Origin of the sequence: Paenibacillus sp. BK033 (assembly GCF_004345425.1) — a bacterium.
Taxonomy (GTDB): Bacteria; Bacillota; Bacilli; order Paenibacillales; family Paenibacillaceae; genus Pristimantibacillus.
Map to the genome: position 1 here is coordinate 1 of NZ_SLVP01000007.1, position 17,460 is coordinate 17,460.

The 17,460-nt window shown below is 49.1% G+C and carries 16 protein-coding genes and 1 pseudogene; 7 read left to right on the forward strand and 10 right to left on the reverse strand.

Going from position 1 to position 17,460, the window contains the following annotated elements; all coding sequences use genetic code 11:
• From EV294_RS21050 to EV294_RS21090, 9 genes and pseudogenes are all read right to left on the reverse strand, one after another.
• Window positions 1-347 (reverse strand): annotated as a pseudogene (locus EV294_RS21050) (rRNA methylase); the annotation flags it as partial.
• Window positions 348-528: 181 nt separating this feature from the next.
• Window positions 529-762, reverse strand: a complete 234-nt coding sequence (locus EV294_RS21055; protein WP_132310381.1) for a hypothetical protein — start codon at window positions 760-762, stop codon at window positions 529-531.
• A 49-nt stretch (window positions 763-811) separates the two neighbouring features.
• Complete coding sequence (locus tag EV294_RS21060) at window positions 812-1,306, reverse strand: SMI1/KNR4 family protein (RefSeq protein ID WP_132310383.1); 495 nt, start codon at window positions 1,304-1,306, stop codon at window positions 812-814.
• Window positions 1,307-1,347: 41 nt separating this feature from the next.
• Window positions 1,348-1,782, reverse strand: coding sequence for an HIT family protein (locus EV294_RS21065; RefSeq protein ID WP_132310385.1), 435 nt, complete (start codon window positions 1,780-1,782; stop codon window positions 1,348-1,350).
• Between the two features lie 70 nt (window positions 1,783-1,852).
• Window positions 1,853-2,758: a polysaccharide deacetylase family protein gene (locus EV294_RS21070; RefSeq protein ID WP_132310387.1), complete on the reverse strand. Its 906-nt coding sequence runs from the start codon at window positions 2,756-2,758 to the stop codon at window positions 1,853-1,855.
• Window positions 2,759-3,035: 277 nt separating this feature from the next.
• On the reverse strand, window positions 3,036-3,308 hold the full coding sequence (locus EV294_RS21075) for a hypothetical protein (RefSeq protein WP_132310389.1): 273 nt from the start codon (window positions 3,306-3,308) through the stop codon (window positions 3,036-3,038).
• 181 nt (window positions 3,309-3,489) lie between these two features.
• Complete coding sequence (locus tag EV294_RS21080; protein ID WP_132310391.1) at window positions 3,490-3,870, reverse strand: hypothetical protein; 381 nt, start codon at window positions 3,868-3,870, stop codon at window positions 3,490-3,492.
• Between the two features lie 74 nt (window positions 3,871-3,944).
• A complete protein-coding gene (locus EV294_RS21085) occupies window positions 3,945-4,277 on the reverse strand; it encodes a hypothetical protein (RefSeq protein WP_132310393.1) in 333 nt (110 codons plus the stop codon).
• 553 nt (window positions 4,278-4,830) lie between these two features.
• Window positions 4,831-6,876 (reverse strand): beta-galactosidase, encoded by a 2,046-nt coding sequence (locus EV294_RS21090; protein ID WP_132310395.1) that lies wholly within the window; start codon window positions 6,874-6,876, stop codon window positions 4,831-4,833.
• Window positions 6,877-7,059: 183 nt separating this feature from the next.
• Between EV294_RS21090 and EV294_RS21095 the strand changes: the two genes are divergently transcribed.
• The 6 genes from EV294_RS21095 (at window position 7,060) to EV294_RS21120 (ending at window position 12,820) form a co-directional block, all read left to right on the forward strand.
• Entirely contained in the window at window positions 7,060-7,905 is an 846-nt protein-coding gene (locus EV294_RS21095; RefSeq protein ID WP_132310397.1) for a helix-turn-helix domain-containing protein, read from the forward strand.
• A 273-nt stretch (window positions 7,906-8,178) separates the two neighbouring features.
• Window positions 8,179-8,682, forward strand: a complete 504-nt coding sequence (locus EV294_RS21100) for a MarR family winged helix-turn-helix transcriptional regulator (RefSeq protein ID WP_243711743.1) — start codon at window positions 8,179-8,181, stop codon at window positions 8,680-8,682.
• Window positions 8,683-8,708: 26 nt separating this feature from the next.
• Entirely contained in the window at window positions 8,709-10,169 is a 1,461-nt protein-coding gene (locus tag EV294_RS21105) for an aryl-sulfate sulfotransferase (RefSeq protein ID WP_132310401.1), read from the forward strand.
• Window positions 10,170-10,180: 11 nt separating this feature from the next.
• On the forward strand, window positions 10,181-11,218 hold the full coding sequence (locus tag EV294_RS21110; RefSeq protein WP_132310403.1) for an ABC transporter substrate-binding protein: 1,038 nt from the start codon (window positions 10,181-10,183) through the stop codon (window positions 11,216-11,218).
• 13 nt (window positions 11,219-11,231) lie between these two features.
• A complete protein-coding gene (locus tag EV294_RS21115) occupies window positions 11,232-12,044 on the forward strand; it encodes an ABC transporter ATP-binding protein (protein WP_132310405.1) in 813 nt (270 codons plus the stop codon).
• Complete coding sequence (locus tag EV294_RS21120) at window positions 12,041-12,820, forward strand: ABC transporter permease (RefSeq protein ID WP_132310408.1); 780 nt, start codon at window positions 12,041-12,043, stop codon at window positions 12,818-12,820. The genes EV294_RS21115 and EV294_RS21120 overlap by 4 nt, the downstream gene beginning before the upstream one ends.
• Before the next feature lie 54 nt (window positions 12,821-12,874).
• Here EV294_RS21120 and EV294_RS21125 read toward each other — a convergent pair whose 3' ends face one another.
• Entirely contained in the window at window positions 12,875-13,948 is a 1,074-nt protein-coding gene (locus EV294_RS21125) for a LacI family DNA-binding transcriptional regulator (protein ID WP_132310410.1), read from the reverse strand.
• A 443-nt stretch (window positions 13,949-14,391) separates the two neighbouring features.
• Between EV294_RS21125 and EV294_RS21130 the strand changes: the two genes are divergently transcribed.
• Window positions 14,392-17,403, forward strand: a complete 3,012-nt coding sequence (locus tag EV294_RS21130; RefSeq protein WP_165930767.1) for a glycosyl hydrolase — start codon at window positions 14,392-14,394, stop codon at window positions 17,401-17,403.
• The last annotated feature ends 57 nt before the right edge of the window (window positions 17,404-17,460 follow it).

Below are 17,460 nucleotides of genomic sequence, written 5' to 3' on the forward strand. Positions count from 1 at the left end.
AATTTTACGTTGCTCAAAGGGAGAGGAACAGGTAATTTGTCTTCATCTTCCATAATCCAATGTTCAACATCAGTTTGTTTAACTATAGTTATAGCTTTAGCTACAGGGTCAAGTTGGAAAACCTGTGGTGCCCAATACCCCGAACAGTTTAGGCATGTAACAAGAGGTAAGCTTTCCAATTTAACTTTGTAGTGTCCATTTAATCGAGGATCTGTAAGGTCAAAACAAAAGATTAGGTGCATTGGAGCGAGACAATTCACACATACTGGTGTTTTCCAATCTACTCCTCCAAAGGTGTGGTTAAACTGTTCTTTTCCCTTAATTACACGATATCCAGAAATCTTCAAATTTTATTCTCCTCCTTAATTGGAGCAATAAATCGTTATGATTATACTCTCATAATACCATGATTAATTCCCTTGATAGCAACAAAAATAGCAGCCATGAGGCTGCTATCGTGTTGTTAAACTATTGTCTCCCGTTAGCGTAATTATTCGAATAATGAATTGTGGGATGACACAATATAATTCATTTCAAACCATTCATTTTTGCATTAACGAAAATAACAATTCTAACTATAAGAGGAAGTAAAAAAATCGAAATAATTTCAAGCTGAAAACCATCTCGAATCAAAGTAGGGATTAGGATTACACCAATCAGTAATATCCAGGCGATACTCGCCATCACAATATATGCTTTTAGTTTTTTGTCTTTATATTTATTAAAACCAAAAATATTTAAATAGTAATATATATATTTCATACAACACATCCTTAAATTGTAATTCGTTCAAGTATCGTCTCCCGTTAGCTTAAAGCTCAGTGTTATCATAAGCATCTCCGAGCGGTTGAAAATCCTCCCTCAGCCAATACCAATGTTCACCATTATTTTGAACCAATTGATTAAGCAATTCAGTGAATGATTTGGCTATTACAGGGCAGTTTCCTGCAACCGCATGTGTATCCCAAAAACTATCGTAACATTTACCTAATCTTTTCTGATGCAAATCAATTGAAATGTAATCGCCATTTCCATCATGACCCACAATAAACCAATAGGAAGAAATGTCCTCCTCAACCTGTTCTCCCACAATCACCGGATTAGATAAGACAAACTCGTGAGGAGGGACGATATGGCATTCATAATCCTTATTCCCAAAAAGCGTTATTCCGCCGCAAAGTTCATAAAAGTGTTTTAGATCAGCTGGGAGGTTGTGACCTGCCGTTTTTGGCATACCTTTTGCGGGTTCAACTCTACAGTGGGGTAAGCTAGCTATTTCTCTTAGTAACGCATCTATGTCTTTCAGACCTCATCTTCCCTTTCCTGTTTCTACTTATCGTTCTTACGTTAGCTTAAAATCTGTAGATGGATGAGAGAAGCCAAAGCAGCTGCTGTTTCTTTTAAGCGGCCTTTGGCATTTCTTGAATCTGCAGGCTCTAGCCAACCAAAACCGTCAGATTCGTATCGTGGGAAGACGTGCATATGATAATGGGTTAAATCGTTGAACTTTCCGTTGTTTTGAAGAATGGTTATGCCTTGAGGCTGAAATTGTGATTTTAGCAGTCTGGTGAGGAACCTAGATATACGCATAATCTTACTCGCGGTAGCCTCATCTAAGTCATCAACATCGTGAAAATGTTTCTTAGGTAGGATTAGTAAGTGTCCTTCATTTAAAGGAGCGATATCTAGAATGCAAATTACCAGATCATTTTCATATATAATATTGGTTTCAATCTCTTTATTGGCTAATTGACAACCTATACATGTACTCGCAGGCACCATTCTTCCTCCTTTAGTATGTTGGTTTTTGTTAGGCGAAACAAACTCGCCAGCTGCCGTCGTGATATTTTAGCTATCGTTCGCCGTTAGCGTAACGCTGTAGGTCACGAACGTCCTTCCATGAAACGAGTTTAACGTTTTCCTTCTTGAATAGCTGGATAATATCTAGGTCGCAGAGCAAGCGAAATTCAATTTCACGCTCCAAATAACAATTGGTTATTCCTTTTAATTCCTCAGTAATTATTGAAGGGTGCACTGTTAATTGAGTGATACCAGGCTTTAGGTTTTCGATCATAGTTATAAACTGAGCCTTCACTGTATCATACTTTGCATTCGTTCTCAGACAATAAGGGAGAGCAATCATATCATCAATGAGTAAAATACCGCGTCTTTCCGCCGAAGAAATTACATTCGCAAACCTCTCCCTTTGTACTTCAGTAATAAACGGTTGCTCCAGTATCCTTTTAGGTAAATTTAAGGGTAGTTGATATTTATAACACAAATCTAATGCTACTTCTAAGAAATCGCGTCCGGTATACAGGCCCATGATGCTCCCTGCATGACTGTCAAGATGAGTTGGATCAAGCCCTTTGGAGATCGCATAGTTAATTTGAGCTTCTAATTCAAGTCTAACCTCAGCAAGATCAGCATTGGACTCTATGTATGCAATATCTGTAAAGAACTCATAATCTGAATTAACAAGGCTGTGTAGTGTATCTTCATGATACACGGGTTTCAACCCTTGTTTCACTTCACTCGATAATGTGAGATGAATCCCAGCATGCTCGATGGTAGTTACATTTTCGCTATCTAACAACTCTCTAGCTGATGGACAAGGAATCATTATTGAAGTTGAAGTGATAGCAGCCTGTTTGAATAATTCTAGAATTGCCTCGTTTGTTCCCTCAGTAATTCCAAAATCATCTGCATTTATAATTAAAATTCGATCTGACTCTTCAAAACCAAATACTGAGTTCATATATTTCCCCCTTATTAATATTGAGTTGAATCATGACGAAGGGCGCAAGCACATTGTGCCTACGCCCCTGCTTATATCACTGATTTTAGTTTATTATACATCAGCTTTTCGAAAAGTAAATCGTTACCACAAATTCCACGTTAACCTGCCCTTTAGCTTAATAAAAAGGAGCAGCTACCGTTGTGGCAAAACTGCTCCTGAATGGCTGAACTAACGTCTCCCGTTAGCTTAATCATCCAATATTATATTGTGATAATGCTTCAAACACATATTGCCTTTACCCGCTAGTCAATAAAAACCCATTCTGAACCCATTCGAGTAGCGATGATTCTGAATCAAAATACACAGCTTGAGATATCTGAGTACACAACACCTGATAGTTTTCGTACCCGGTCACTGGAATTTCATCTTCCGAATCCACGAAACGTTCCTCAAATTCATCAGTTGTATTAAATCCAATTAATAAATCGTTAAGTCCTCCCTGAACAAAAGGAGAGGTAAATCCAAATAACAGATACTTACATCCAAACCTTGCTTCTTCAAGTTGCATTAATATTCCTCCTTAAATATATTTTGATACCTACCCTCGCACCACATTGCTTCAACAGCCTTCTATAATTTAATAATACTATCCTCCCTGCAGTTCAACAAAAATAGCAGCCTCTTTAATATCGGCTGCTACACTGTCTTTATTGAGCTATCGTCTCCCAGTTAGCTCAACACACAACTACCTATCTTAGTAAGAGTTTTTCTACTATAGAAGTCAAAGCATACGGCAATGTACCGCCTTTACCTTTAATCTCTTCCTCATTTTCATCAGTTACAATTACTCTATAACCATTACCGTTATAATTTATGACAAACCTATAATCATGGTGTACAAGCCAATTCATCAAATCTGAGATCGTTGGTAAAAGTAGCCCACGTTCATATACTTCTGATGGAGCTAGGATAGTACCTTCGCCTGTCAATTGACCTCCTAGAGACCACTCATTTCCTTCAAATTCATAGTAATCATAAGGAGTAGGTTCATCAGTGCGGTATAACCTTTTATATCCTGCTCTTTTCAATCTTTCAGCGCAATTTTTATCAAGATACAGCAGAAAAAACACACCTCCAAAATTATCTTCCTATACGTTGTCGTGTATTATTGAGCTAATGTTCTCAGATAGCTTAATAAGATATTTCAACGGGAATTTGATTTTATAAATTTATATCGCTCATCGGTCCAAGGAAAATCGCTTAATGCGATGTACTTGATGTTGTTTTCCCGCAGTAACTCTACGGCTTCAATTGTGAAACAACTACCAAACGCAATCTTCTTTGATTCATCACTTGGGTCAAGAGAATGGATCGCGCCAAGAACAGTGGTTGATAGAATAACATCATTACGATCACATTTGAATTTAATAACAGTGCATATTTCAGGCCACGATGATGGGATAGATGTAAAGAATTTTGGCGGTACTAAGTTCCTTATCTTTTCCTTCCTGATTTGTTCAATAATTTTATATTTCACGCAAGTCCTCCATAATATTGTCATGTACCCCTGATTTATCTGCCGACTCTGCAAATGTAGAAACACTTCAATATTAACACATATTGGAACTAAACTGCCCGTTAGCTTAATAATTCGTGCAATTCTACAGCGATTGTATAGCAAAAAACGATATCCAAGATCATACATAAAAATAAAAAGTCGCAGTTTATGCGACTCCCGGTGGTATGTAGATGTTCCAGTTCTCGGACAGCTCAATCTAACCCTTGAGCGTAGGAAACTTCCTCCTACAAGCAGTATTAAAGAACTTTAATTTCACAGACAATTAAATATTCCCTATCAATTAAAAAACTTTATTTTCTCACACCAATTAAATTAATTATAAACAACAGAATCTATTAAAATGACTTGTAATCTCCCTGTAATATTCCGCTCAGGTTCCTTTCATTTTCGGCTACTATAATAAGGGACAAGACCCCCCTTTATATATTCTCTATTGTTGCCTGCGGCTGATTGCCGCAGGCTTTTTGTTTATACAAAGCCCCCGCAGGCATTCCCGCGGGGGCTTTCCACATTAAAGCTCCAATATCATAACGCCGTATGCCGGCATCTCTGCATCGTTTTCCAGTGCCGTTCCCGTCAGAAGGTCTGTTGCGCGCTGCTTCACTTGAACCGTTACCGGCTTATCCGAATAGTTCAGCAGGAAGGCGTAAGAGGCAGCATCCGAAGCGCGAATGCCGATCTCGACTTCGGCCGGCGCGGTGATCCGGTCCGCGAGAGGCGAGCTTAAACCAAGCTCATCCAGAATACCGTCGACTACCGGTTCGCTGTAGGCAGCTCCTAAGTACCAGACTTGACCTTCCCCAACGCTCCGGCGGGTTAAGGCCGGCTCCCCTCGATAATATTCCGAGGAATATCGGGCGATAACTTCCGCTTCCGGGTTCTGAACGCTAAGCACCTCGTTGAAGCCCATCGCCTTCGTGCCTTCGGACAATCGGCCTTCCCATCGCAGCTCCGCCGCATATACTTTTCCCTTGATTAGCGTAAAGTCCTCAACCGTAATGCCGCATAGTCCGGCAACCGGACCCGGGAATGGACGCATGTAGCATTGCCCGTTTATATCCTTGTACCCCGTGCGGGCACCCAGGAACAGCTTGCCGCCTTGCTCCACATAGCGGGTCAGCAGCTCGGCCGTCTCATCGGTCATAATCGCCGAATGCGGATAGACGATAACTTTGTACTTGGCTAAATCCTCGAGAGTCGTATTGGAACGCAAGAAAACGGAGTCTGCCGGAATATGACGGTATTGCAGCTGCTTAAACCAGGATCGCATGCTCTGCCACTGCAGAGGGCCATGCCATACATCCATTTCCGCATCCCAGTTGTTGTTGTAATCCTGCATAAAAGCAACTTCCGCTTGATACGCCGTCCCTGCGATCAGGGAGCCGATCTTCGCGAACTCGCCGCCTACCTGCGCCACCTCCCGGACTCTCCGGTTCGGCTGGTTGTGGTAGTCATTGATGCCATGCCAATAAATTTCGGTGCCAAAGGTTGCCGTCCGCCAGCGGAAATAGACAAGCAGATCGGTCCCGTGAAGCACGGATTGATACGACCATAAACGGATTTGTCCCGGTCTTGGCGTTCCCATCTCAATCCGGTCGACCCAGCCGCCAGGTCCGGATTGCTGCTCCATGACGCAGAAGTTGGGGGATATGGACCTGACATTCGTCAAGTTAATGCTCGATTGACGGTCCTGCAGCGGCTTGATTTCATCTTTATCGTAGAAAATGGTGCTGAATTGCGGGTAAGAATCATACGAGAAGAAATCGAGCAGATCATCCGTCATCTTATGATTGTCGAGATGGCCGAACAATCCGTTAGTCGTTACCCAATGCTGCGGCGCCAGCTCGCGGATAATATCAACCTGCAGCTTGGCATAAGAGATAACGTTATCCGAAATAAACCGCTTCTCGTCGAGACCCAGATGGGGGTTTGGAGACTCGGTCTGCGACAGGTGAAGCTGCTCCCAATCCGTATAGGTCTGGCTCCAGAATACCGTGCCCCAAGCTTTATTGAGATTGTCCAACGTCTCATACTTCTCTTTGAGCCACACTCGGAATGCGGCATGGTCGGCTTCGGCGTAAAACACGTTTTTCTCGCAGTTAAATTCGTTATCGATCTGCCACCCTATAACCGCAGGATGGTCCTTGTAAGCGTTCACCATATTGCGCACGATCCGCACCGAAAGCTCTCGGTATTTCTTGCTGGAATAATTGTAATGGCGGCGCATGCCGTGTTTGATCGGCAAGCCTTCCTTAGTTGCATTCAGCACCTCGGGATATTTATGCGTCAGCCAAGCCGGAGGCGTTGCGGTAGGCGTACCCAGAATAACTTTCAGACCGAATCGGTGCGCCAGGTCCATTACCCGCGTGAAGAAGCCGAAATCAAATACGCCTTCCTGAGGCTCGAGCATAGCCCAAGAAAATTCCGCCATCCGGATCACCGAGATATTCATCTCCCGCATGCGGCGGAAATCGTCCTCCCACAGCCCCTCCGGCCAATGCTCCGGATAATAACATACCCCTAATGTTAACTCGTCCATTTGGATCGATTTTGCCATAGCGGCCATCCTCCTTAGCTTATCTTGCATCTACCTTACATTCTAGTGGAGGCCCAAGCAGAAGGATATGACAAAAAGATGCGATATGTATTAATATATTGTTATCTAAACCTAATCTCTATGCCGTATTTAACTGCGTTTTAACATAACGTATAAAAATATTGCGTTGCAACGAGGTGTTTTATGAAAGAACATATCTTCCTTCCGAAGCCGATTTTCCCCCGTCATATTTGCTTCCCCGACTTCATCGGCGGCTACGGCGATTTCCCGGAGCATGCCGTCAACCGGGAATTCGCCACAACCGAAAACAACCTGGACCGTTATTACAATTTGCATATCGTACTGGATGGCAAAGGTTATCTGCACACGGACAGCATGACCTACGAGCTGACGCAGGGACAAGGTTTTCTGTACGGACCCGGACTAAGACAAACGTACCATTCGGATAACCTAAATCCTTGGAATATCCGTTGGGTGCATTTTTATGGCGCAAGGCTGGAGGAGCTTCTGGATGGAAGAGGTCTTGATGAACCTTGGCTCTTTCATTTGCCTGATCTGGCTCCTGTGGAAGCCTTGATGGAGCGCCTCCTCAAGCTTGGCAGAAGCTATGAAGTAGATGACGAATACGCGGCTGCATCTACGCTGTACGAGCTGCTTGCCAGAATTCAGACGACCGCCAGTCAGGTTAACGTGTCCGTCCATCAGGCTGCGGACAAAATCCGGGCGGCTGCCAATTATATACGCGCCCACTGCAATCAGCCCTTTACCCTGGAGCAGGCCGCAGCGATTGCCGGTTACAGCTCCCATTATTTCAGCCGGAAGTTTAATAAAACCTTTGGCAAGTCGTTCTCCGACTTCCTGACCGAAGCACGCATACTCCGGGCGAAGCAGCTCCTTGCTTCAACCCGTTTATCGGTCAAGCTTATCGCGCTCGAAACCGGTTTTTCCCAAACCAGCTATTTCAGCAAATGCTTTCGGGACCAGGAAGGCATGACGCCGCTTCAATTCAGGGAAATGCATAAGACGTAAAAATTATTTTTAAATACCACTTGACTTGTCGGAATTATGGGGTTAATATCAATCCATAATCCTTCAACGTTCATTCTTTTAGCGTTGAACTAATTTCATAAAGCCGATTGGATAACCAAAGGCCACAACTGACGTACCTGAACACAGGGCGTATGTTGCGGCCTTTTTTGTCTATATCAGGCACTTTGGCGGACATTTTTTAGGAGGTAACGAGAGCAAAACATGGCAGATTTCATATCCCCAATGGAAGAAAATGATTGGCTGTTCAGGAGGATGGTACGCAGATTCGTTAAGGAACGCGACAAAATCTCCGTGGAGGACATTGCCCTGCCCGGCTTCCTTATTCTCCGGAGCATTCAGCTCAGCGGCGCGCAAAAGCTTGGAGACCTGGCGGAGCAGCTTGATCTGACCTCCGGCGCCATCACGGCGCTCTGCGACAAGCTGGAAGCGAAGGGCTTCGCGGAGCGGCAGCGTCTGCAAGGCGACCGCAGGAACGTATGGCTGGACATTACGGAGGAAGGCCGGCAGCTGCTGAGCAGGTACCCCGAGCTTGGCAAACGCGGAGTAAATCTCCTCTTCGGCAGCTTTAACGAGGAAGAGCTCGCCTGCCAGAAGGAAATTTTCGAGCGTATTTACGCCAATCTGGAAGGCTTCTCCGAGCGTTACATGGCAATGGTCAAGGAATACGATGTGCAAAAAGCGGAGCAGAAAACGGCTGAAAAACCACAAAAGCCGCCTGCCGCGAAACCGAATCAAAATTATTTCCTGAATTATTAAACTATTTCGTTTAAGGAGTGTTGAGCATGGGACATCCCACTATTTATCCAACCGGAGCAACGGTATATTTGCCTGAGAAAGCATGGAGCGGCTACACGATTTTCCAAGCGGCCAACGTAGGCGCCCTGCTGATTGATATGAGCGGCAAAGAGGTTCATTTGTGGAAAGGTCTGCGCGGCTTCCCGAACAAAATTTTGCCGGGCGGTTACGTGGTAGGCAGCACGAAGGAACGCGATCCGAAATACGGCTTCCAGGACGAAGCCGATCTGGTGCAGGTGGACTGGAACGGCAATATCGTATGGAAATTCAACCGCCTCGAATACATAGAGGATCCGGGCTATGAGCCGGAGTGGATGGCGCGCGCGCATCATGATTACCAGCGCGAAGGCAATCCGGTAGGCTATTATGCTCCGGGACAGGAGCCGCGAGCGAACGGCGGACGCACCCTCATCCTCGCTCACCGCAACGTGACCAAGCCGGAAATCTCCGATAAGCTGCTGCTCGACGACGTAATTCTCGAGGTGGACTGGGAAGGCAATATCCTGTGGCAATGGGCGGTAAGCGATCATTTCGAAGAGCTTGGCTTTGACGAGGCGGCGAAAAACGTGCTGTTCCGCGATCCGAACGGCCGTCACTTCGGCGGCAATACAGGCGGCGACTGGATGCATATCAACTCCGCGTCTTGGGTTGGGCCGAACAAATTTTACGATGCCGGCGACGAGCGCTTCCACCCGGACAACATTATCTGGGACGCCCGGGAATCCAATATTATCGCCATTACGGACCGCCAAACCGGCAAAATCGTCTGGCAGCTTGGACCGGACTATTCGAAGCCGGAAGTCAAGCATCTGGGCTGGATTATCGGCCAGCATCACGCCCATATCATTCCGCAAGGCCTGCCTGGCGAAGGCAATCTGTTAGTATTCGATAACGGCGGCTGGGGCGGCTACGGTCTTCCGAATCCTGCGTCTCCATACGGCATCAAAAATGCCGTCCGCGACCATTCCCGCATTCTGGAAATCAATCCGGTCACTCTCGAGATTGAATGGCAGTATACGCCAACGGAAGCCGGTTTTATGGCACCGCTCGATTCTTATCGTTTCTACAGCCCATACATCAGCTCGGCGCAGCGCCTGCCAAACGGCAATACGCTGATTACCGAAGGCGCCGACGGCCGAATTTTCGAAGTCACCCGCGAGCATGAGCTGGTATGGGAGTACATCTCTCCTTACAAGAACAAAATCAATGCCAATATGGTTTACCGCGCTTACCGCGTCCCTTACGAGTGGGTTCCTCAGCTCGAGAAGCCGGCGGAAGAAGCGATTATTCCGCTCGACGTAGCGGATTATCGCGTGCCGGGCGCCGCCGCCAGAGGAACGAGCTCGGTAGTGGAGGTCGTAGGTACCGGAGAGTACGGCGATGGCGCGTTCTGCGTCGCGACGATCGAAGAAAACCCAAGCACGGCCGATTCCGAAGAAGAAAGCTGAGGCGAAGTTAGATGAAAAAGTTCGGTATTCTCGCAACGGTTCTGGCCGTTACCTTCACCCTTGCCGCATGCGGCGGCAAGGATAATAAGCCGGCAGCAGCTGCGACTAACGCCGCAAGCAACAAGCAAACTGAAGCGGCGGCTGACCCGATTAAGATCAAAATCGCAGATACCTCGACCAACCCGGTATTCCGCGTGGCGAAGAGCAAAGGCTTCTTCGAGAAATACGGCATTGATGCCGACATCATCACCTTCGCTACGCCTGCCGAAGGCATTAACTCCTTGTTCATCAAGCAGGCGGATATCGGCTGGGGCGCGGACTTCCCTTCACTGAATGCGGTAAGCAAAGGCGATTTTTCGATTATTGCCGCGACTGGCACGGACACCGAGGCATCGGCTGCCCAGTGGAAGCTGTTTGTCCGTGATGAAATCCAGTCTCCTGCCGACCTGAAGGGCAAAAAGCTGAGCACCCTTCGCGGTACGTTCCTCCCTTATTTGTGGGATGTATATCTGAAGGATAACGGCGTAGCCGCTGCCGACACGAAGGAGATCGGGCAAGGCGGCTTCGACGAAGCTTACGTCGCCCTCAAGAAAGGCGAAATTGACGCCAGCTGGGTCATAGGCGCTACGCTGATCGATAAATTCAAAGCCATTGAAGGCGTTCATGAGCTGACCGATATGTCTAAAACATCGGTGCGGATCGGCGGCACGATTATCGCTCCTAATTCCTTGATCAAGGATCATCCGCAGGCGATTGCCAACTTCCTGAAGGCCTTGGATGAGACCTCCAAGTACATTGCGGCGAATCCGGACGAAACGGCCGACATCCTGTTTAAGGAGACCAAGCAGCCGAAGGAAGCAACCATCCGGGATTTGCCGACAAACAACTGGAACGTTGGCTTCACCCAGCAATCCTTCGACAGCCTGACGAACCAGAAGAACTATATGGTAGGAGCCGGCATTATTCAAAACGACTTCAACCTGGCCGATAAGCTGAGCCTCGACAGCGTGCAGCAGGCGTTACCCGATCAGTTCACCTATAAGAAATAAGGAGAGATGACAAATGTTGAATACGAGTCCATCTCCAAATACGATTACGATCGAGCGGCTCAACAAGAGTTACTCGGAGGTTAAGCCAGGCTCGGGCGGCTCCGTTCATTACATTATCAAAGATATCGATCTGGTCGTGAAGGGTGGAGAGTTCTTCGTTCTGCTCGGCCCAAGCGGCTGCGGCAAATCCACGCTGCTGAATATGATAGCGGGCTTTGTCTCCAAGACCGGAGGCAGCCTGCGCGTCGGGAACGATGAAGTCGACAAGCCCGGCAAGGAAAGAGCGGTAGTCTTCCAGCAGGCGGACTCCTCCCTCTTCCCTTGGCTGACGGTCCGGCAGAACGTTGAGTTCGGCCTGAAAATGAAAAAGATGCCGAAGGACCAGCGCAAGGAAATATCGGACCGTTATATCCGGCTTGTCGGATTGTACGGCCATGAAAATAAATTCCCGCGCGAATTGTCCGGCGGCATGAAGCAGCGCGTTCAGCTTGCCCGCGTATTAGCCAACGATCCGGCGATTCTGCTGATGGATGAACCGTTTGGCGCGCTGGACGCGATGACAAGACGGATTATGCAGAAGGAATTAAGCCAGATCTGGCGGGAAACCGGCAAGACGGTTATTTTCGTCACCCACGATATTCAGGAAGCGCTGCTGCTGGGACAACGGATCGCCGTTATGTCTACCGGACCTAATGCCAAGATCTCCAGCATCTATCAGGTTCCGCTCGGCTATCCGCGCGACCCCGCTTCCCCCGAGCTAAACGAGCTTCAGCGCCATATCCAGTCCCATTTTGACGCCGAGCTGGAAGGAGGCATGTATCCGTGAAGCTTCTAAGCAGGAAATGGGTAACGATTCCTCTTCTGTGGGTCATCACCTTCATCGTGTGGCAGATTGGAGCATGGATTTACGGTCCGGAGATTATTCCCGGCCCTGCCGCTACCTGGCAAGGAGCGCAGGAGCTGCTAAGCGACGGCTCATTAATGAAATATATCGGCATCAGCTTCTACCGGGTATTCGCCGGTTGGGCGCTTGGCAGCCTTCTTGCCATTCCGATAGGACTGACCATCGGCAAAGTAACCGCGATCCGCGTTTTTGCGGAGCCGTTCCTGAACTTTGTAAGGTTTATCCCTCCTATTGCGTTTATTACGCTGTTCCTCGTATGGTTCGGCATTGGCGAGCAGTCCAAGATTGCCCTCATTATGTACGCGACTCTATTTATCGTCATTATCAATACGTTAACGGGCGTGCTCGCTATTGAAGAGGACCGGATCCGCTCGGCCCGCAGCATGGGAGCCTCCGAATGGCAAATTTTGCTTCATGTCGTCATTCCCGCGACCACGCCTTATATCTTCACCGGCATTCGGCTTGCCATGGGTACCTCTTACATGGCGATCATAGGCGCGGAGATGATCGCAGCCAACGAAGGCGTAGGCTTTCTCATCTGGAACTCCAGGCTTTACTTCCGCACGGACTGGATCTTTGTCGGGTTGATCAGCCTTGGACTGATGGGCTTCCTGACCGACCGCATTGTTGGCTGGCTGGGCAGCAAGCTGCTGTTCCGGTACGGCGTCATTAACGCGACGGCCCTTCGCCGCCGCTGACAAAAGAGCTGTCTCAGGGTTCCGGTTACGACCGGCCTTGAGACAGCTCTTGTTTCATGAACCTGCCGCGCCGCAGCTCTGCCGCACGATCAGCTCCGGCGCAACCATAACCGAGCTCGACTGCAGCTGGCCGTTCATCAGATCGTATAGCATAAGTGCTGCCAGAAGGCCAATTTTCTCCTTATCCTGCCTGACGGTGGTTAGCGGAGGAGTGACGTACTGGCATGCTTCGATATCGTCGCAGCCGATAACCGCAACATCTCCCGGGACGCTCAGCCCCTTTTCTCTGATGGCCCGAATCGCTCCGATCGCCAGCAGATCGGAAGCCGCGAATACCGCGCGCGGTACCTGCCCCGCTTCAATCATTGCTGTCATCGCTTCGTAACCGGAATGCTCGAAGAAATCGCTCCCGTTACGAAAGAACGGCTCCATGACCGGCAACCCGTAACGCTGCAAGGCCTCCCTGTACGACTGCTCCCGGAACCGTGAGATCAGGCTTGTCCCCGAGCAGCCGATAAAGCCGAATTCCTTATACCCCTGGAGGTAAAAATGCTCCACCGCCCGGTTCGATATCTGGCTGTTGTCCGACATAACGTAGCCGGACCGGTTGCCGGTCAGCTCCAGGTCGATTCCGATGCACGGAATATCGCTCTGGTCCAGCTCCCCAATGCCGGAGTCAATCTCGTCGCCGGAAATAAGGATGCATCCGTCCACCTGATAATTGCGGCAGCGGGACAAGTAGTCCCCTTCCGAATCTTCGAGTCTCTCATTCGAGAAGAAGAGCAGGTCGTAGCCGAGCAGGCCGATTCTTTTCTTGAAGGCATTGATCACATCCACAAAGAAAAGATGATTAAACTCGGCATTGATTTTACCCGCGTAGACAACTCCGACCAGCTGGGACTTACGTTTCGGAACCTTGGCCGCATTGGAGGCCGTATAGCCGTGCTCCTCCATAATCCGCAGCACGCGCTCTCTCGTTTCGGTGCCGACATCATCGTAATTGTTTACGATCTTGGAGACGGTCGAGACGGAGACTCCCGCCAGCTCGGCGATGGTCTTAATCGTTATTTTCACTGCAATCTCTCGCTTCCGTGGGCAGGTCTGCCCTTCTTCTCTTCTTTCATTCATCCTACCACACCTGTTATTTTTCGGAAATACCGCCGTTTTTGTGTTTTTGATTTTACGAAAACTTTCGTTGATAAAACAGGATTTAAGCCCTATTTTTGTAAAGACGCCCACTTCCCTCTTTACAAACGAATTCATCGGGACCATAATCAAGATGAAATTACGAAAACATTTCGCAAAAGCTATCACCTCACTCCTCTTTTTTTCGCTTCAAACGCAGCAATCATTTCCTTAACCCCTCACCTAAGACATCCAAACAGAATCTATCGCAGCTGTAAAACGACAGAAGACGGTTCCGCAATCACTGGATTATGGAGAATAGGTCTTCTTTTTTTGTCGTCCTTATCCTACGAAGGGAGGCGGTGTTGCCTGACCGGGAGGTCCGGGCACAAAATCCAGGCAGCGTGGAAGAGCGCATAAACATCTTTTTTTTGAGGAGGAGCTTAATGAAGAAGGATATGAAATGGACCAAGCTGATGGTATTAACCGCATTATTTGCATTCACTATACTAGGCTCGTTTACTTCGCCGGCAGCAGCCGCTACGATTGCGGTAGGCGCGGGAAGCTATACGAACAGCCTGCCTGCAGGACAGACCGGACCTCCGGCAACCATCTACAAAACCTCTAACGTGACCGGCGCCATGCCAACCAATGACTGGTGGAGCTCGCTTGCCTGGAAGGCTTACTCGGACGTGATGTTCCCTCACCCGCTTGCCGTTCAGGCCAAGGCAGACGGATTAGGCATCGGCTATCCGGTGCAATCGGGCAGCGCGGACGCCATGTTTGGCGCGTACGTCAACGATTTTACCCTTGGCCATTCCGCCCAATCGAACTTCCCGGACGCTAAGGTAGATGCCTTCTCCGACTGGACGGTATCGATGCTGTTCAGCAGCGGCGGAACGATGCGGATCACAACCGGACACGGCCTGCCGTTTATTTACGGTACATACTCCGGCGGCCTGCCTAAGCTCACCTTCCCTTCCGCTCCAACCGTCTGGTCCGGCACCGCTTCAAGCAGCGTTCTGGGCGTCACGGTTAACGGTCATCACTACGGGTTATTTGGACCTACCGGCTCCACCTGGACCGGCATCGGAACCTCTACGCTTACCAACTCGTTGAACGGCAAAAGCTACTTCTCCATCGCCGTTCTTCCGGATAACACGACGGCTACTCTAAATGCCTACAAGCAATACGCTTACTCCTTTGTAACCAATACAACGTCGAACTACTCCTACAACTCTTCGACCAGCAAGGTGTCAACTACCTACTCTGTGACAACGCAAGCTATGGAAGGCACGCAGACGGGAACGATTATGGCGCTTTATCCCAGCCAGTGGAAAAATACATCAACTTCGCTGCTCCCGTACGCCTACGACAGCGTGAGAGGAACGATGAAGACGGTAGCCGGATCCTCCTTTGCAACATCGCTTACGTATCAGGGCATTCTCCCTTACCTGCCTGCCGTTGGCAGCTATAGCAACGCAGCCTTGAACAACTATATCGAGTCCGTGCGAACCGAAGCGAACCACACTGTCGGGGCTACCGATACGTATTGGCTTGGCAAATATTTGGGCCGGATCGCCAACCTGCTCCCCATCGCCCAGCAGGCCGGCAATACGGCAGCCGCCACGAATTTCGAGAACTATCTGGAAACAACGCTGAGCAGCAATTTGACGGCCGGAACGAAAACCAATAACCTGTTCTACTATAACAGCAACTGGGGTACCCTAATTGGCTATCCGGCCAGCTACGGTTCGAATGATTCCTTGAATGACCATCATTTCCACTATGGCTATTGGGTTCGCGCAGCGGCAGAGGTCGCCCGCAACAATCCAAGCTGGGCTTCAAGCGGTAACTACGGGGGCATGGTGAATATGCTGATCAAAGACTTCGCCAACTGGGACCGCTCCGACACGAGCTTCCCTTACTTGCGCAACTTCGATCCGTATGCCGGCCATTCCTGGGCGTCGGGCAACTCGGAATTCGCGGACGGCAATAATCAGGAATCGTCCTCCGAAGCGATTAACGCCTGGTCCGCAATGATCCTGTGGGGGCAGGCTACGGGCAATACGGCAATCCGGGATGCGGGGATCTACCTGTACACGACCGAGGTTAACGCGGTGAACGAATATTGGTTTAATATCGATGGAACCAACTTCAAGAGCGGATATAACCATAACTATTCCTCGATGATCTGGGGCGGCAAGTCCGTCTATGCAACCTGGTTCTCGGCGGATGTGCAGGCAATCCGCGGCATTAATATTTTGCCGGTAACCGCCGCTTCCGCGTATCTAGGCTACAAGCCATCCTATTCCGCTGCCTTCCTGGCTCAGACAGCCTCCGAACGCGGAGGCAATGCCTGGAACATGTGGCCGGATATATTCTGGGAATACCAAGCGCTCTATGATGCGAACGGCGCAATCAGCCTGTTTAACTCGAATCCGAACTACACGCCGGAGGACGGCGAGACCAAAGCGCATACGTACAGTTTCCTGTACAACATGCAGGCGCTTGGCCAGGTGGATACTTCCGTAACGGCCAATGTGCCAACCTACGGCGTATTCAAAAAAGGCACAATCCGCAACTACGTCGCATACAATCCGGGAACTTCAGCCATTACGGTTACATTCTCGGACGGAGCTACTTTGAGCGTGCCTGCCGGCTCGGTTGCCTCCTCCCTTGGAACGGTGGTTACGCCAAGCGGACCTTCGATCACCAGCGTGAGCCCTTCTTCCGGCTCAGCGGGAAGCACCGTCACCGTAACCGGCAGCGGATTTGGAGCTTCGCAGGGCACATCAACGCTTAAATTCGGTTCGGTTAACGCAACCGTTGCAAGCTGGTCAAACACATCGATTACGGCCACCGTTCCTTCGGGTCTTGCAGCAGGAAGCTATAACGTAACGGTTACGACCTCCTCCGGAACCAGCAATGCGGCGAGCTATACCGTTGCGGGAGCATCGCTTTCGAGCAATGTGCTTTATGTGAAATCGGGCTCCAGCCTAAGCTTTACGGCAGGAACGGCGGCAGCAAGCGATGCGATTGCGAGTGCGGGCGGAGCGAACTACGACGGTAACCCGCATAGCGCCAGCACGTATACCGTAACGGGCATTAACGGCACCTACGACTCGACGAAAGCAACCGCCTTCCACCTGTTCTTGGATTCCGGAACGAACGTCGGCAATGGCGTTCAAGTACAGGTCACCTATGACTTTAACGGCAACGGAAGCGCGACAAGAGTGGAAACCTACGGCTACTTCGCGACCAATGACGTAACAGGATGGGAGGACTATACGCAGGGCGGCGGTCCAACCTCGGCAACCGGCTCCTTCGCGAACATGAACAATGGCACCGTCACGATCAAGGTGTGGAGCGCGATTGGCAACGGGGCATCTTCGCTCCGCGTCAATGCGAGCAGCTCCAACGGTCAGCAGTCTACCGTGACCATACCGTTTAAATAATAGAAAGACCGCTTCGCTCCGGGCATCCTGTGCCCGGCCGCGAAGCGGTCTTTCTCA

What these genes read in the sequence shown, in the direction of transcription:
- EV294_RS21055 (WP_132310381.1), bottom strand. Translation starts at nt 762, where the DNA reads ATGAAATATATATATTACTATTTAAATATTTTTGGTTTTAATAAATAT.
- EV294_RS21065 (WP_132310385.1), bottom strand. Translation starts at nt 1,782, where the DNA reads ATGGTGCCTGCGAGTACATGTATAGGTTGTCAATTAGCCAATAAAGAG.
- EV294_RS21070 (WP_132310387.1), bottom strand. Translation starts at nt 2,758, where the DNA reads ATGAACTCAGTATTTGGTTTTGAAGAGTCAGATCGAATTTTAATTATA.
- EV294_RS21075 (WP_132310389.1), bottom strand. Translation starts at nt 3,308, where the DNA reads ATGCAACTTGAAGAAGCAAGGTTTGGATGTAAGTATCTGTTATTTGGA.
- EV294_RS21090 (WP_132310395.1), bottom strand. Translation starts at nt 6,876, where the DNA reads ATGGCAAAATCGATCCAAATGGACGAGTTAACATTAGGGGTATGTTAT.
- EV294_RS21095 (WP_132310397.1), top strand. Translation starts at nt 7,060, where the DNA reads ATGAAAGAACATATCTTCCTTCCGAAGCCGATTTTCCCCCGTCATATT.
- EV294_RS21100 (WP_243711743.1), top strand. Translation starts at nt 8,179, where the DNA reads ATGGTACGCAGATTCGTTAAGGAACGCGACAAAATCTCCGTGGAGGAC.
- EV294_RS21105 (WP_132310401.1), top strand. Translation starts at nt 8,709, where the DNA reads ATGGGACATCCCACTATTTATCCAACCGGAGCAACGGTATATTTGCCT.
- EV294_RS21110 (WP_132310403.1), top strand. Translation starts at nt 10,181, where the DNA reads ATGAAAAAGTTCGGTATTCTCGCAACGGTTCTGGCCGTTACCTTCACC.
- EV294_RS21115 (WP_132310405.1), top strand. Translation starts at nt 11,232, where the DNA reads ATGTTGAATACGAGTCCATCTCCAAATACGATTACGATCGAGCGGCTC.
- EV294_RS21125 (WP_132310410.1), bottom strand. Translation starts at nt 13,948, where the DNA reads ATGAATGAAAGAAGAGAAGAAGGGCAGACCTGCCCACGGAAGCGAGAG.
- EV294_RS21130 (WP_165930767.1), top strand. Translation starts at nt 14,392, where the DNA reads ATGAAGAAGGATATGAAATGGACCAAGCTGATGGTATTAACCGCATTA.